Below are 12,562 nucleotides of genomic sequence, written 5' to 3'. Positions count from 1 at the left end.
GCCGCCTTCGCCTAGTCGTCGGAAGGGTCCTGCGCGTCCTGCAGCGCGCGCCCGCCGCGTTCGACGGGCGGCAGCAGTGCCGCGAGCACGTCGACCGTGCGTGCGGTCGCACCGCGATGACGCGATGCGAATGCGGCGCCCGCCGCGCCCATTGCGATGCGCCGCGCCTTGTCGGTGAACAGCGCGTCGAGCACGTGCGCGAGATCGAGCGGATCCTCGACCTGCAGCGCCGCGCCGGCCGCGACCGCGTCGGCGGTCGCCTGCGTGAAGTTGAATACGTGCTTCCCGATCAGCACCGGCACGCCGACCGCGCACGCCTCGATCAGGTTCTGGCCGCCGAGCGGCAGCAGGCTGCCGCCGATGAACGCGATGTCGGCCGCCGCGTAATACGCGCCGAGCTCACCCATCGAATCGCCGAGCAGCACCGTCACGTCGTCCGGCAGCGGTTCGACAGCCGGCCGGCCGGCCGCGAGCGCGGCCTTGTCGGCCGCCCACACCGAGCGTCGCACACACTTGAGCCCGCTGCGCTCGACGAGCGCCTCGACCTCGGCGAAACGCTGCGGATGACGCGGCACGAGCACCAGCAGCGCGCCGCGCGTGCGCATCGCCGCGAATGCGTCGAGCACCAGCGCCTCCTCGTTCTCGCGCGTGCTCGCGGCCACCCACACGGGCCGCGCGCCGATCGCGTCGCGCCACGCATGGCCGCGCGCCGCGAGCTCCGGCGGCGTCGTCATGTCGAACTTCAGGTTGCCGAGCACGGCCACGTTGCGCGCGCCGAGCGACGTCAGCCGCTCCGCATCGGCCGGACTCTGCGCGAGCACGCGCGAGAAGCCGCCGAACACGTCGTGCGTCGCCGCGCCGAACTTCGATGCACGCCGGAACGAACGCGCGGACATGCGCGCATTGGTCAGCACCAGCGGGACGTCCGCACGACGGCACTCGTCGATCAGCGTCGGCCACACTTCGGTTTCCATCACGAGGCCGAGCGTCGGCCGCCACGCGCGCAGGAAGCGCCGCACCGCGCCGGGCATGTCGTACGGCAGGTAGCAGCGCAGCACGCGATCGCCAAAGATCTGCTCGCCGGTCGCGCGGCCGCTCGGCGTCATGTGCGTGAGCAGGATGCGCGCATCGGGGCGGACATGCATCAGCGCGTCGATCAGCGGCTGCGCCGCGCGCGTCTCGCCGACCGATACCGCATGCACCCAGATCAGCGGCGCACGGTCGTCACGCGAGCGGCCCGCCGTGTGGCCGAAACGTTCGCCGATGTGTTCGCGATAGCCGCGCTCCTTGCGCGAGCGCACGTAAAGCCGGATCACGGCGATCGGTGCAACGAGCCACCACAGCGCGCGATAGATCACCCTCAGCATGCGGCGACCCTCGTGTTGCAACGGAGAAGAGGCGCGCTCAAACCAGCGCCCTGCCCTTCAGGCGTTCGAGAATGCCGAGCGGCGCGCATTCGCGGCGCACCATCGCGTCGACCGGCAGGAAGAAGGTCTGTTCGAGCATGAACTGGCCGGACATCACAGCGTGCGAAGTCTGATCCGAGAAACATATCCACACGCAGCCGGGCGGGAACGGCATCGTCTCCTGCGGGCTCGTCTTCTGGTAGTCGAGATCGGCCTTCATGCTGTCGTGCAGGTTCAGCATCAGGTGGTCGTAAGCGCTGCGCGGCGATTTCGTCACGTGCAGCAGGTTCAGCAGCCACGCGGCGCCCGGCAACTGCGGCTTGATGCGCGGCAGGAAGCGCTTCGCGACGTCCTCGAACGGCTCGCCGACGCGCCACACGCGCGGCACGCCGGCCGGGTTCACGTTCGTGAACACGCGCAGGATGCGCTCGCCGTAGTTGGGCCGCGACGGGAACGCGTCGACGTGCAGCCGGCTGTCGTCCTTGCGCCACGACGTCTGGCGCGTCTCGACCTGCATCAGCCGCAGGCTCGTCGGCGCGACGCGCAGCTTGCCGCGGTATTCGGGAAAGAGGCCGTCGACGAGCGTGCCGGCCTGTTGCTGGAAGCGCGCGACGAGCGCGCGCACCGCCGACTGCGTGACGCTGTCGCCGAGCACGCCGGCGAGCGCGCCGCCATTCGGCGCGAGGCTGATGTTCTTGCGTTTCGGGTCGGCGAGCGCCGGATCGAGCAGCGCTTCCTCGCCGCCTTCGATCGCGAAGCGCAGGTGCGGGAAATACAGCACCTTGCCTTCCTCGACGGCGGCCAGCAGCTGCTCGCGCGGCGCCGACAGGTTGTGTCCGCTCCAGTCGGCGGACGGGACTTCGATGATCTGGGATTCGCTCATGTTCGGTTCGCGTGGGTTCGCGCGTGTGACAGCGTTACAGGAGACCGAAGCCCGCGAGCGCCGACTTCACCTGCGCGATCGACGGGGGTTGCCCCGCCGTGCCGAGATTGACGACGTTCGGCGACCAGTAGCCGCCGGTCCGCCAGGCCGTCGCGAAATTGTACAGTTCGACCGTCGGACGCTTCAGCGCGGCCGCGATGTGAACCAGACCTGTATCAACCCCGACGGTGGCGGCCGCGCCGTCGATCAGCCCGACCACGGCCGGCAGCGACAGCCGCGGCGGCACGATCGCCGCCGCGCCGAATTCCTTCGCCAGCCGCTCGCTGGTCGCGCGCTCCGCGTCGTTGCCCCACGGCAGCACGAGCGACGCGCCGCGCCGCACGAGCGCCTGGCCGAGCTCGATCCATGCGGCGTCCGGCCACTGCTTGTCGGCACGCGACGTCGCATGGACGAACACCACGTACGGCACCGGCAGGTTCAGGCCGAGCGCGGCCACCGCGAGCGCCGCCGCGCGCGTATCGAGGCCGAAGTCGACCGGATCGGCCGGCGTCGGCGCCGGGTCGCCCAGCGCGGCCGCGACGAGTTGCCGCGAGCGCTCGACGACGTGCGTGCGCGGCGCGATCGGCACGCGCTTGCGGTAGAAGAAGCGCACGGGCCACTCGTAGCCGGCGCCGTCGGTGCGGTTGCCGAGCCCGACGAGCAGGCCGCGCGCCCAGCTCGCCACCCAGGCCGTCTTGATGAGGCCCTGGCAGTCGATCACGAGGTCGTACTGCTCGGCCGCGAGGCGCTGGCGAAACGCGCGGATCTCGCGCCACGTGGCGCCCGAGAACGGCTTCTTGCGCCAGCGGCGCAGCGAGAACGGCAGCACGTTGCGCACGCCGTCGACGAGCTTGACCAGGTCGACGAAGCTCTCCTCGACGAGCCAGTCGATCTGCGCATCGGGGTGGCGGCGCCGGATATCGGCGATCACCGGCATGTTGTGCACGACGTCGCCCAGCGACGACACGCGCACGATCAGGATCTTTTGCACGCTGAAAAAACGCCGGCAGGCAGCCGGCGACAAGCATAAAGGAGCGATTTTATCGCGCCCGGAGGCCCAGACAGACAAAAAGCGGCCGCACGCGTGTGGCGTGCGCCGCTTTTCGGGGATGGCGCGACGATTGGACTCACCGTCGCGCCGGTGGCGGCCCGCAGGCCGCCGACGCTCAGAACGGCAGCTTGACGTCCGGCTTCGCGGCCGTCAGCACGCGGCGGAAGTCCTCCTGGATGCGCTTGAGCCCTTCCTGCGTCTCCGACTCGAAACGCATCACGACGACCGGCGTCGTGTTCGACGAACGGGCGAGGCCGAAGCCGTCCGGGTACTCGACACGCAGGCCGTCGATCGTCACGACTTCCTCGGCGCCTTCGAACTTCGCCTCTTTCTGCAGCTTGTCGATCAGGCGGAAGTTCTCGCCTTCGTCGAGCCACAGCTGCAGTTCAGGCGTGCTCATCGCGTCCGGCAGCCCGTTCAGCAGCGCGCTCGGATCGGCCGTCTTCGTGAGAATCTCGAGCAGGCGCGCGCCCGTGTAGAGACCGTCGTCGAAGCCGTACCAGCGATCCTTGAAGAACACGTGGCCGCTCATTTCGCCGGCGAGCGGCGCACCCGTCTCGCGCAGCTTCGCCTTCACGAGCGAGTGGCCCGTCTTCCACATCAGCGGCTCGCCGCCCTTCGACTTCACCCATTGCGCGAGATGACGCGTGCACTTCACGTCATAGATGATCTGCGCGCCCGGGTTGCGCGACAGCACTTCTTCCGCGAACAGCATCAGCTGGCGGTCCGGATAGATGATCTTGCCGTCCTTCGTGACGACGCCGAGGCGGTCGCCGTCGCCGTCGAACGCGAAGCCGATCTCGGCGTCGGTGTCCTTCAGCGCCTGGATCACGTCCTGCAGGTTTTCCGGGTGGGCGGGATCGGGGTGGTGGTTCGGGAACGTGCCGTCGATGTCGGTGAAGCGCTCGACGAGCTCGCAGCCGAGCGCCTTGAACAGGCGCGTCGCGAGCGGGCCGGCCACGCCGTTGCCGGCGTCGACGACGAGCTTCATCGGGCGGGCCGGCTTGATGTCGCCGACGATGCGCGCGATGTATTGGTCGGCCACGTCGAACTGCTCGTACGAACCGCTGCCCGTCTCGAAGCGCTCGTCGACGATGCGGCGGTACAGCGCCTGAATCTGCTCGCCGTAGATCGCGGCGCCGCGCAGCACCATCTTGAAGCCGTTGTAGTCAGGCGGGTTGTGGCTGCCCGTGACGACGATGCACGAATCGACGCGGCGCTCGCCGCCCTTCAGCGCGAGCGGGACGTTCGCCGCGAAATAACCGACCGGCGTGGGCACCATGCCGACGTCGACGACGTCGACGCCCGCCGCACGCAGGCCGTCGGCCAGCGCGCCGACGAGGTCCGGCCCGGACAGGCGGCCGTCGCGCGCGACGACGACCGCATCGCCGCCCTGCGCGCGCACTTCGCTGCCGAATGCCCGGCCGATCCCGCGCGCAGTGTCGGTGTCGAGCGTCTTGCCGACCACGCCACGAATGTCATATGCCTTGAAGATGGATTGGGAGATCATCGATTCTCTTCTCTCAGTTGCGTGCATGAAAAATTGTCTGGCTTGCCTGGCCGCCGCTCGCCGGTGCCGCGCATGATACATGCTGGCCCGCCACGGACGAAACGGCTGTCGCGGAACGGCGGGAGCGACCCCGATCCCACTTATAATCGCGGGTTTTGATGACGCGCATGCCGCCCATTTTAATGCCTAGCCGTCCCGCCGCCGCCACCCCGCAGCCTCCGGGCGCCCTACCGGCCGCCTTGTGCGCACGCCGCCACCGCGCATGCTGAAGCGCTTCGGCAACCCGGATGTCGCGAAGGCCGTCGCGAACCTCGTCTGGCTGGGGCTCGAACGGCTCACGCAGATCGGCGTCGCGATCGCGATCAGCGGCCTGCTGGCCCGTTATTTCGGGCCAGATGTGTTCGGCAAATGGCAGTATGCGAATACGCTTCTCCTGGTACTGGCGCCGCTAACCTGGGTGTGCGGCGCGGAAATCCTCGTCCCGACCATCGTCCAGCGCCCGCCCGCCCAGCTCGGCGCGGTGCTGGGCAGCGCGTTCGCGCTGCGCATCGCCGTCTCCGCCGCCGCGCTCGTCGCAACCTGGATCGCGATCGCCGCGGGCGCCTTCGATCCGCTGGTCGGCGCGATGCTCGCGGGCCTCGCGGTCACGATGGTGTTCCGCGAGCCGTTTGTCGGCGTCGTCAACGCGTGGCTGCAGAGCATGACCTACAGCAAGCCGCAGCTCGTCACCAGCATGGTCACCGCGCTGGTGAAGGCGCTGCTCGTCTGGCTGCTGGTCCGCGCGGCCGCGGGCCCCGCCCGCTTCGCGTGGCTGTGGGCACTCGAGGCCGCCGCCATCGGCTTCGCGCTGCTGCTGTACTACCGGCATCGTAACGGCGGCTCGCTCGGCTGGACGTTCGACAAGCCGCTGTTCAGGCACTTTGCAACGGCCGGCACCGTGTTCTGGCTCGGCCTCATCTGCATGTACCTGTTCCTGAAGCTCGACCGCCTGATGCTCGAGCGCCACGTGTCGTTCGCCGATCTCGGCCGTTACTCGGCCGCGCAGCAGCTCAACGAGAACTGGATCACGCTCGCGCTGATGCTCGCGCAGACGATCGCACCCGCCTTCGTCTACCGCGTGCAGGACGTCGCGCGGCTGCGCCGCAACATCGTCCGGCTGATCGCGATGACGGCCTGCCTGATGACGGCCGGCGCGCTCGTGCTCGACGCCGCGGCCCCGCTGATCGTCGGCAAGGTGTTCGGCCACGGCTACGAGGCCTCGGTCGACATCTTCCGCTGGGCGGTCTGGCTGTCGGTGCCGGCCGGCATCGAGGCGATAGGCAATCTTATCGTTCTCAAATATCAAGCAAAATTCGTGTTGCTGTCGAAATGGCTGCTCGCGCTCGCGATCGCCGCGCTCGTCAACCTGTTCGCGATCCCGCGGCTCGGCCTGTACGGCGCGCTCGTCGGGCTGGCGGCCGGCTACCTGGCCGCCGCCGCCGTCAATTTTCATTACATCCGTTTCAAGCTGCGACCATGACGTCCCCTGATTGCCCGCCCTCGCTCGACGATGTGGCCGTGCTGATGCCGGCCTACAACGGGCACGACGATGTCGTCCGGACCCTCGCGTCGTTTCGCGAGGACACGCCCGTACACGTGCTGATCGTCGATGACGGCAGCTCGCCGCCGATCGTCGCGCCCGACCTGCCCGGCCTCTCGATCGACGTACTGCGCATGCCGCAGAACGGCGGCATCGAGCGCGCGCTCGCCGCCGGCATCGACGCGCTCGCCGCGCGCGGCTTCCGCTATGCGGCGCGCATCGACGCGGGCGATCTGGCCGTGCCGCAACGCCTCGCGAAAGAGCGCGCGTATCTCGGCGCCCACCCGCGGGTGGCCTGCGTCGGCATGTGGACGCAAGTCGTGTCCCGCGCCGGCGAACCGCGCTTCATGCTGACGCCGCCCGCCGATCCGCGCACGCTGCGGCGCACGCGCTTCCTGCGCTCGCCGCTCGTGCACCCGTCGGTGATGCTGCGCATCGACGCCGTGCGCGAAGTGGGGAACTATCGTGCGAAATACCGTGCGGCCGAGGATCTCGATCTTTTTTTACGGTTAATGCAACGCTACGATTGCGCGAACCTGCCGGAACTCGGCCTCTATTACGAACTGAACGAGGGCGGGATCAGTGCGACCAAGCGCCGGCGCCAGCTGGTGTCGACGCTCACGCTGCTGTTGAGCTACTTCAACGCGCTGAACCCGTACGACTGGGCCGGCCTCGCCAAGAACCTGCTGCATTTCGTGACGCCATACCGTACGTTGCAGCGGATCAAGCAGACGCTGTTCGCCGCGCGGCCGTCCGCCTGACGCGCATCCGGCCCTTTCGGCAATTTCGACGCTTTATTTATTCTTTTTTTCATGTCCGCCACCTCCCCGCTGCGCATCGCGCTCGTCTGCAACACGGCCTGGGCGATCTACACGTATCGCCACGGGCTGATCCGTGCGCTCGTCGCGCGCGGCGCCGAGGTCATCGTGATCGCGCCGCACGACCGCACGGTGCCCCTGCTCGAGCAGATGGGCTGCCGCTACGTCGCGCTCGCGGTCGCGTCGAAAGGCACGAGCCCGCGCGAGGATCTCGGCACGCTTGCCGCGCTGGTGCGTCACTACCGCGCGCTGCAGCCCTCGCTCGTGTTCCATTACACGATCAAGCCGAACATCTACGGTTCGGTCGCCGCGTGGCTCGCGCGCGTGCCGTCGATCGCGGTGACGACCGGGCTCGGCTACGTCTTCATCCAGAAAAGCCGCGCGGCAAGCGTCGCGAAGCGCCTGTACCGGTTCGCGTTCCGCTTCCCGCGTGAAGTGTGGTTCCTGAACCGCGACGATCTCGCGACCTTCACCGTGCAGCAGCTGCTCGCGCACCCCGATCGCGCGCGGCTGCTGCACGGCGAAGGCGTCGATCTCGACCAGTTCGCGCCGGTGCCGCTGCCCGCCGGCGACGCGCCCGTCTTCATCCTGATCGGCCGGCTGCTGTGGGACAAGGGCGTGCGCGAATACGTGGAGGCCGCGCGCATCGTGCGCGCGCGCTTCCCGAACGCGCGCTTCCAGCTGCTCGGGCCGCTCGGCGTCGACAATCCGAGCGCGATCGGCCGCGCGGACGTCGATGCGTGGGTCGGCGAAGGCGCGATCGAATATCTCGGCGAAGCGCACGACGTGCGTCCGCACATCGCGGCAGCCGATTGCGTCGTGCTGCCGTCGTACCGCGAAGGCGTGCCGCGCACGCTGATGGAGGCATCCGCGATGGGCCGCCCGATCGTCGCGACCGACGTGCCTGGCTGCCGCGACGTCGTCGCCGACGGCGACACGGGCTTCCTGTGCCGCGTGCGCGACAGCGCGAGCCTCGCGGAGCAACTGCTTCGCATGATCGAACTCGGAACGGCCGGACGCGACGCGATGGGCGCACGCGGCCGGCAGAAGGTCACGGCGGAATTCGACGAGCAGCAGGTCGTCGAGCGCTACCGGCGTACCATCCATTCGTTAACCGGTATCACCCTCTGAAGGAGCGCATCAGCAATGACCGCTAAAGGCACCATCCTCGTCACCGGCGGAGCGGGCTATATCGGCTCGCATACGACCGTCGAGCTGCTCGGCAACGGCTACGACGTCGTGATCGCCGACAATCTCGTCAACAGCAAGTCCGAATCCGTGCGCCGCATCACGCAGATCGCGGGCAAGACTCCTGCGTTCCACCAGATCGACGTGTGCGACGAAGCCGCGCTCTCGAAGGTATTCGACGCGCACCCGATCACCGGCACGATCCACTTCGCGGCGCTCAAGGCCGTCGGCGAATCGGTCGAGAAGCCGCTCGAGTACTACCAGAACAACATCGGCGGCCTGCTCGCCGTGCTCAAGGTGATGCGCGAGCGCAACGTCAAGCAGTTCGTGTTCAGCTCGTCCGCGACCGTGTACGGCGTGCCCGAGCGCTCGCCGATCGACGAATCGTTCCCGCTGTCCGCGACGAACCCGTACGGCCAGTCGAAGCTGATCGCCGAGCAGATCCTGCGCGATCTCGAAGCCTCGGACCCGACGTGGCGGATCGCGACGCTGCGCTATTTCAACCCGGTCGGCGCGCACGCGAGCGGGCTGATCGGAGAGGATCCGGCCGGCATCCCGAACAACCTGATGCCGTATGTCGCGCAGGTCGCGGTCGGCAAGCTGGAAAAGCTGCGCGTGTTCGGCTCCGACTACCCGACGACCGACGGCACGGGCGTGCGCGACTACATCCACGTCGTCGATCTCGCGAAGGGGCACATCGCCGCGCTCGACGCGCTCACGAAGCGCGACGCGAGCTTCGTCGTGAACCTCGGCACCGGCCAGGGCTACAGCGTGCTGGAAGTCGTGCGGGCGTTCGAAAAGGCGTCGGGCCGCCCGGTGCCGTACGAGCTCGTCGCGCGCCGCCCGGGCGACATCGCCGAGTGCTACGCGAACCCGCAGGCCGCGGCCGACATCATCGGCTGGCGTGCCGCACTCGGTATCGAAGAAATGTGTGCCGACCACTGGCGATGGCAGGAGGGGAACCCCCGCGGTTTTGTATAATCCGCTGTCCATTTTTCGAGCGATCCCATGCTCAGCTTCGCGTCCGGCTTCATCGTCTCCCTGCTCGTCACGCTGTTCATCGTGCGCTATGCGCACCTTCACGAGAAATTCTCGGTCGACAGCGATCTGGCCGGCGTGCAGAAATTCCACGTGCGGCCCGTGCCGCGGGTCGGGGGCATCGGGATCCTCGCGGGCGTCGTCGCGTCGGCGCTGCTGCTCACGCAGCGCTACCCGACGATCGCCGGCAGCATTCTCGGCATCGTGGCCTGCGGAATGCCGGCCTTCCTGTCCGGCCTCGTCGAGGACCTGACCAAGCGCGTGTCGCCGCGCGCGCGGCTGCTCTGCACGATGGGCGCGGCCGCGCTCGCGTTCTGGCTGATGAACATTGCGGTCACGCGCATCAGCGTGCCGCCGCTCGACTTCCTGCTCGGCTATGTCGCCATTTCGGCGTTCGTCACCGTGCTCGCGGTCGCGGCGCTCGCGAATGCGGTCAACATCATCGACGGCTTCAACGGGCTCGCGTCGATGGTCAGCTTCATGATGTTCGCGTCGCTCGCGTACGTGGCGTTCCAGGTCCGCGACCCGGTCGTCATGTCCGCGTCGATCATCATGATGGGCGCCGTACTCGGCTTCTTCCTGTGGAATTTCCCGGCCGGGCTGATCTTCCTCGGCGACGGCGGCGCGTATTTCATCGGCTTCATGCTCGCGGAGCTCGCGATCATGCTCGTGATGCGTAACCACGAGGTATCCGCGTGGTACCCGGTGCTGCTGTTCATGTACCCGATCTTCGAGACCTGCTTCTCGATCTACCGGAAGAAATTCATTCGCGGCATGTCACCCGGGATCCCGGACGGCGTGCACCTGCACATGCTCGTGTACAAGCGGCTGATGCGCTGGGCCGTCGGCACGAAGCACGCACACGACCTGACGCGCCGCAATTCGCTGACGTCGCCGTACCTGTGGCTGCTGTGCCTCGTCGCGGTGATACCTGCGACGCTGTTCTGGCGGCACACGGTGCACCTGTTCGTGTTCGTCGTGCTGTTCGCGCTGACCTACGTGTGGCTGTACATCAGCATCGTGCGGTTCCGCGCGCCGCGGTGGATGGTGGTGCGCAAGCACCGGCCCAGTCGCTGAGCCGTTCTCGGCCCGGCATGAAAAAAGCGCCCCGCGGGGCGCTTTTCTTTTGGGCCGGCCGGCTGGCCGCCGCGTGGCGACCGCACGAACCGCGGCGTTCAGCGGTTCGACGCGACCCGTACGCTCTTGAGCGCCGGCACGGCGGCCGTCTGGTACTCCGGCACCCAGCGCCGCAGGTCGCGCCGCACTTCGTCGTCGGGCAGCACGCGATGCTGCATCAGCCACGGCAAGAGTTCGTCGAGGAAATTGTCCGGCGTTTCGCGCGCACGCGCGATCCGCAGCTTCGGGTGCGGCGTACGCGTCGTCGCCTCGTCGTCCGCGAGCAGTTCCTCGTAGAGCTTCTCGCCGGGCCGCAGCCCGGTGAACTCGATCCGGATCTGCTCTTCCGAGAAACCGTACAGGCGGATCAGGTCGCACGCGAGATCGACGATCTTCACGGGCGCGCCCATGTCGAGAATGAAGATCTCGCCGCCATGCCCCATGCTCGACGCCTGCAGCACCAGCTGCGACGCTTCCGGGATCGTCATGAAGAAACGCGTGATCTCCGGGTGCGTGACGGTGACCGGGCCGCCCTTCGCGATCTGCTCCTGGAACTTCGGGATCACGCTGCCCGCGCTGCCGAGCACGTTGCCGAAGCGCACCGTCTCGAACTGCGTGCGTCCGCTCGTCTGCTGCAACGCCTGGCAGGCCATTTCCGCAAGGCGCTTGCTCGCGCCCATCACGTTGGTCGGATTGACGGCCTTGTCGGTCGAGATCAACACGAAATGGCGCACGTCGTGGCGGATCGCGGCGCGGGCCACGCGATAGGTGCCGAGCACATTGTTGCGCAGCGCCTGCCACGCGTTGTGCTCCTCCATCAGCGGCACGTGCTTGTAGGCGGCCGCGTGGAACACGATGTGCGGCGCATGGCGCGACATCACCTGGTCGAGCAGCAGCGAATCCTTCGCATCGCCGATGATCGGCAGGACCGGCAGGTCGGGGAAGCGCTCGCGCAGCTCCTCGGTCAGCCGGTACATCGCGTACTCGGACAGGTCGAACGCGACGAGCTGCGCCGGCGCGAAACGCAGGATCTGCCGGCACAGCTCGGAGCCGATCGAGCCGCCCGCGCCCGTCACCATCACGACGCGGCCGCGCAGCAGCGCCTCGACGTGCGGCGTGTCGATCGTCACGGCGTCGCGGCCGAGCAGATCCTCGAGATCGATGTTCCGCACCTGCGACAGGAAGCCCTGCCCCGGCATCAGCGCGGTCAGCGACGGCAGCACCATCGCCTTCACGCCGGCCCGCACGCACAGCGTTGCGACGCGGCGCTGCTCCTCGACCGACGCCGACGGAATCGCGATGATCGCGTATTCGACCTTCATGGCGTCGGTCCAGTGCTTGAGGTCGTTGAACGAGCCCAGCACCTTGTAGCCGTAGACCTCGCGCCCCTGCTTGGTCACGTCGTCATCCAGCAGGCCGACGAGGCGCCATTCGCCCGAGCGGGACAGTTCGCGCGCGAGGCTCGCGCCGGCCGTGCCGGCACCGAGCACCAGCACCGGCTTGCCCTTGCCGACCAGCCCGCCGTAAAGGTAATACTCCTTCGTCGCGCGATACAGCGCGCGCGCGCCGCCCATCGCCAGGAACAGCATCAGCGGCGACACGAGCAGCACCGAACGCGGAATGATCGGCACCGGCTGGAACATCACGGCGCCGATCATCACGATCACGCCGCCGCCGCCAACCGCCTTCGCGATACGCATCAGGTCGGGCAGGCTCGCGAACACCCACAGCCCGCGGTACAGGCCGAACACGTGGAACATCAGCGCGTACACGGGCAGCACCCATGTCAGCGCCATCAGCGCGCCGCCGAGGAAATCGGCCGGGATACTACCGTTGAAGCGGACGAGATAGGCGAACAACCACGCTGCAAGCACCGCCAGCAGGTCGAACAGGAAAGCACTCAATGACAGCCAAGATGCTTTGGATCGCAACAT

The 12,562-nt window shown here is 68.0% G+C and carries 10 protein-coding genes; 5 read left to right on the top strand and 5 right to left on the bottom strand.

What is annotated here, in order from left to right:
• Positions 1-11: 11 nt before the first annotated feature.
• The 4 genes from waaA to BDI24065_RS24760 all read right to left on the bottom strand — a co-directional run bounded on the left by waaA (position 12) and on the right by BDI24065_RS24760 (position 4,889).
• Positions 12-1,367: a lipid IV(A) 3-deoxy-D-manno-octulosonic acid transferase gene (gene waaA / locus BDI24065_RS24775; RefSeq protein ID WP_175033483.1), complete on the bottom strand. Its 1,356-nt coding sequence runs from the start codon at positions 1,365-1,367 to the stop codon at positions 12-14.
• 37 nt (positions 1,368-1,404) lie between these two features.
• Entirely contained in the window at positions 1,405-2,289 is an 885-nt protein-coding gene (locus tag BDI24065_RS24770) for a Kdo hydroxylase family protein (RefSeq protein ID WP_021161704.1), read from the bottom strand.
• A gap of 34 nt (positions 2,290-2,323) precedes the next feature.
• Positions 2,324-3,319, bottom strand: coding sequence for a lipopolysaccharide heptosyltransferase I (waaC, locus tag BDI24065_RS24765; RefSeq protein ID WP_175033482.1), 996 nt, complete (start codon positions 3,317-3,319; stop codon positions 2,324-2,326).
• Between the two features lie 175 nt (positions 3,320-3,494).
• On the bottom strand, positions 3,495-4,889 hold the full coding sequence (locus tag BDI24065_RS24760; RefSeq protein WP_175033481.1) for a phosphomannomutase/phosphoglucomutase: 1,395 nt from the start codon (positions 4,887-4,889) through the stop codon (positions 3,495-3,497).
• A gap of 262 nt (positions 4,890-5,151) precedes the next feature.
• Between BDI24065_RS24760 and BDI24065_RS24755 the strand changes: the two genes are divergently transcribed.
• From BDI24065_RS24755 to BDI24065_RS24735, 5 genes are read left to right on the top strand one after another with little or no spacing between them, the layout of a single operon-like run.
• On the top strand, positions 5,152-6,408 hold the full coding sequence (locus BDI24065_RS24755; RefSeq protein ID WP_175033480.1) for a lipopolysaccharide biosynthesis protein: 1,257 nt from the start codon (positions 5,152-5,154) through the stop codon (positions 6,406-6,408).
• The gene (locus tag BDI24065_RS24750; RefSeq protein WP_175033479.1) at positions 6,405-7,229 is read left to right on the top strand and encodes a glycosyltransferase; all 825 of its coding nucleotides are present in this window, start codon (positions 6,405-6,407) and stop codon (positions 7,227-7,229) included. The genes BDI24065_RS24755 and BDI24065_RS24750 overlap by 4 nt, the downstream gene beginning before the upstream one ends.
• Positions 7,230-7,280: 51 nt before the next feature.
• Entirely contained in the window at positions 7,281-8,417 is a 1,137-nt protein-coding gene (locus tag BDI24065_RS24745; RefSeq protein WP_175033478.1) for a glycosyltransferase family 4 protein, read from the top strand.
• Between the two features lie 15 nt (positions 8,418-8,432).
• Complete coding sequence (gene galE / locus BDI24065_RS24740) at positions 8,433-9,455, top strand: UDP-glucose 4-epimerase GalE (protein WP_175033477.1); 1,023 nt, start codon at positions 8,433-8,435, stop codon at positions 9,453-9,455.
• A 27-nt stretch (positions 9,456-9,482) separates the two neighbouring features.
• Complete coding sequence (locus BDI24065_RS24735; RefSeq protein ID WP_175033476.1) at positions 9,483-10,589, top strand: MraY family glycosyltransferase; 1,107 nt, start codon at positions 9,483-9,485, stop codon at positions 10,587-10,589.
• A 98-nt stretch (positions 10,590-10,687) separates the two neighbouring features.
• Here BDI24065_RS24735 and BDI24065_RS24730 read toward each other — a convergent pair whose 3' ends face one another.
• Positions 10,688-12,562, bottom strand: a complete 1,875-nt coding sequence (locus BDI24065_RS24730; RefSeq protein WP_175033475.1) for a polysaccharide biosynthesis protein — start codon at positions 12,560-12,562, stop codon at positions 10,688-10,690.

Origin of the sequence: Burkholderia lata (assembly GCF_902499025.1) — a bacterium.
Lineage (GTDB): Bacteria > Pseudomonadota > Gammaproteobacteria > Burkholderiales > Burkholderiaceae > Burkholderia > Burkholderia lata_C.
The sequence above is the reverse complement of the archived record's forward strand: the minus strand, read 5'-3'. Positions and strand labels throughout refer to the sequence as shown.

Excerpts from the sequence above, each read along its gene's own strand:
- BDI24065_RS24755 (WP_175033480.1), top strand. The coding sequence starts at position 5,152 with ATGCTGAAGCGCTTCGGCAACCCGGATGTCGCGAAGGCCGTCGCGAAC.
- BDI24065_RS24730 (WP_175033475.1), bottom strand. The coding sequence starts at position 12,562 with ATGTTGCGATCCAAAGCATCTTGGCTGTCATTGAGTGCTTTCCTGTTC.
- BDI24065_RS24770 (WP_021161704.1), bottom strand. The coding sequence starts at position 2,289 with ATGAGCGAATCCCAGATCATCGAAGTCCCGTCCGCCGACTGGAGCGGA.
- BDI24065_RS24750 (WP_175033479.1), top strand. The coding sequence starts at position 6,405 with ATGACGTCCCCTGATTGCCCGCCCTCGCTCGACGATGTGGCCGTGCTG.
- waaA (WP_175033483.1), bottom strand. The coding sequence starts at position 1,367 with ATGCTGAGGGTGATCTATCGCGCGCTGTGGTGGCTCGTTGCACCGATC.
- BDI24065_RS24735 (WP_175033476.1), top strand. The coding sequence starts at position 9,483 with ATGCTCAGCTTCGCGTCCGGCTTCATCGTCTCCCTGCTCGTCACGCTG.
- BDI24065_RS24745 (WP_175033478.1), top strand. The coding sequence starts at position 7,281 with ATGTCCGCCACCTCCCCGCTGCGCATCGCGCTCGTCTGCAACACGGCC.
- galE (WP_175033477.1), top strand. The coding sequence starts at position 8,433 with ATGACCGCTAAAGGCACCATCCTCGTCACCGGCGGAGCGGGCTATATC.
- BDI24065_RS24760 (WP_175033481.1), bottom strand. The coding sequence starts at position 4,889 with ATGATCTCCCAATCCATCTTCAAGGCATATGACATTCGTGGCGTGGTC.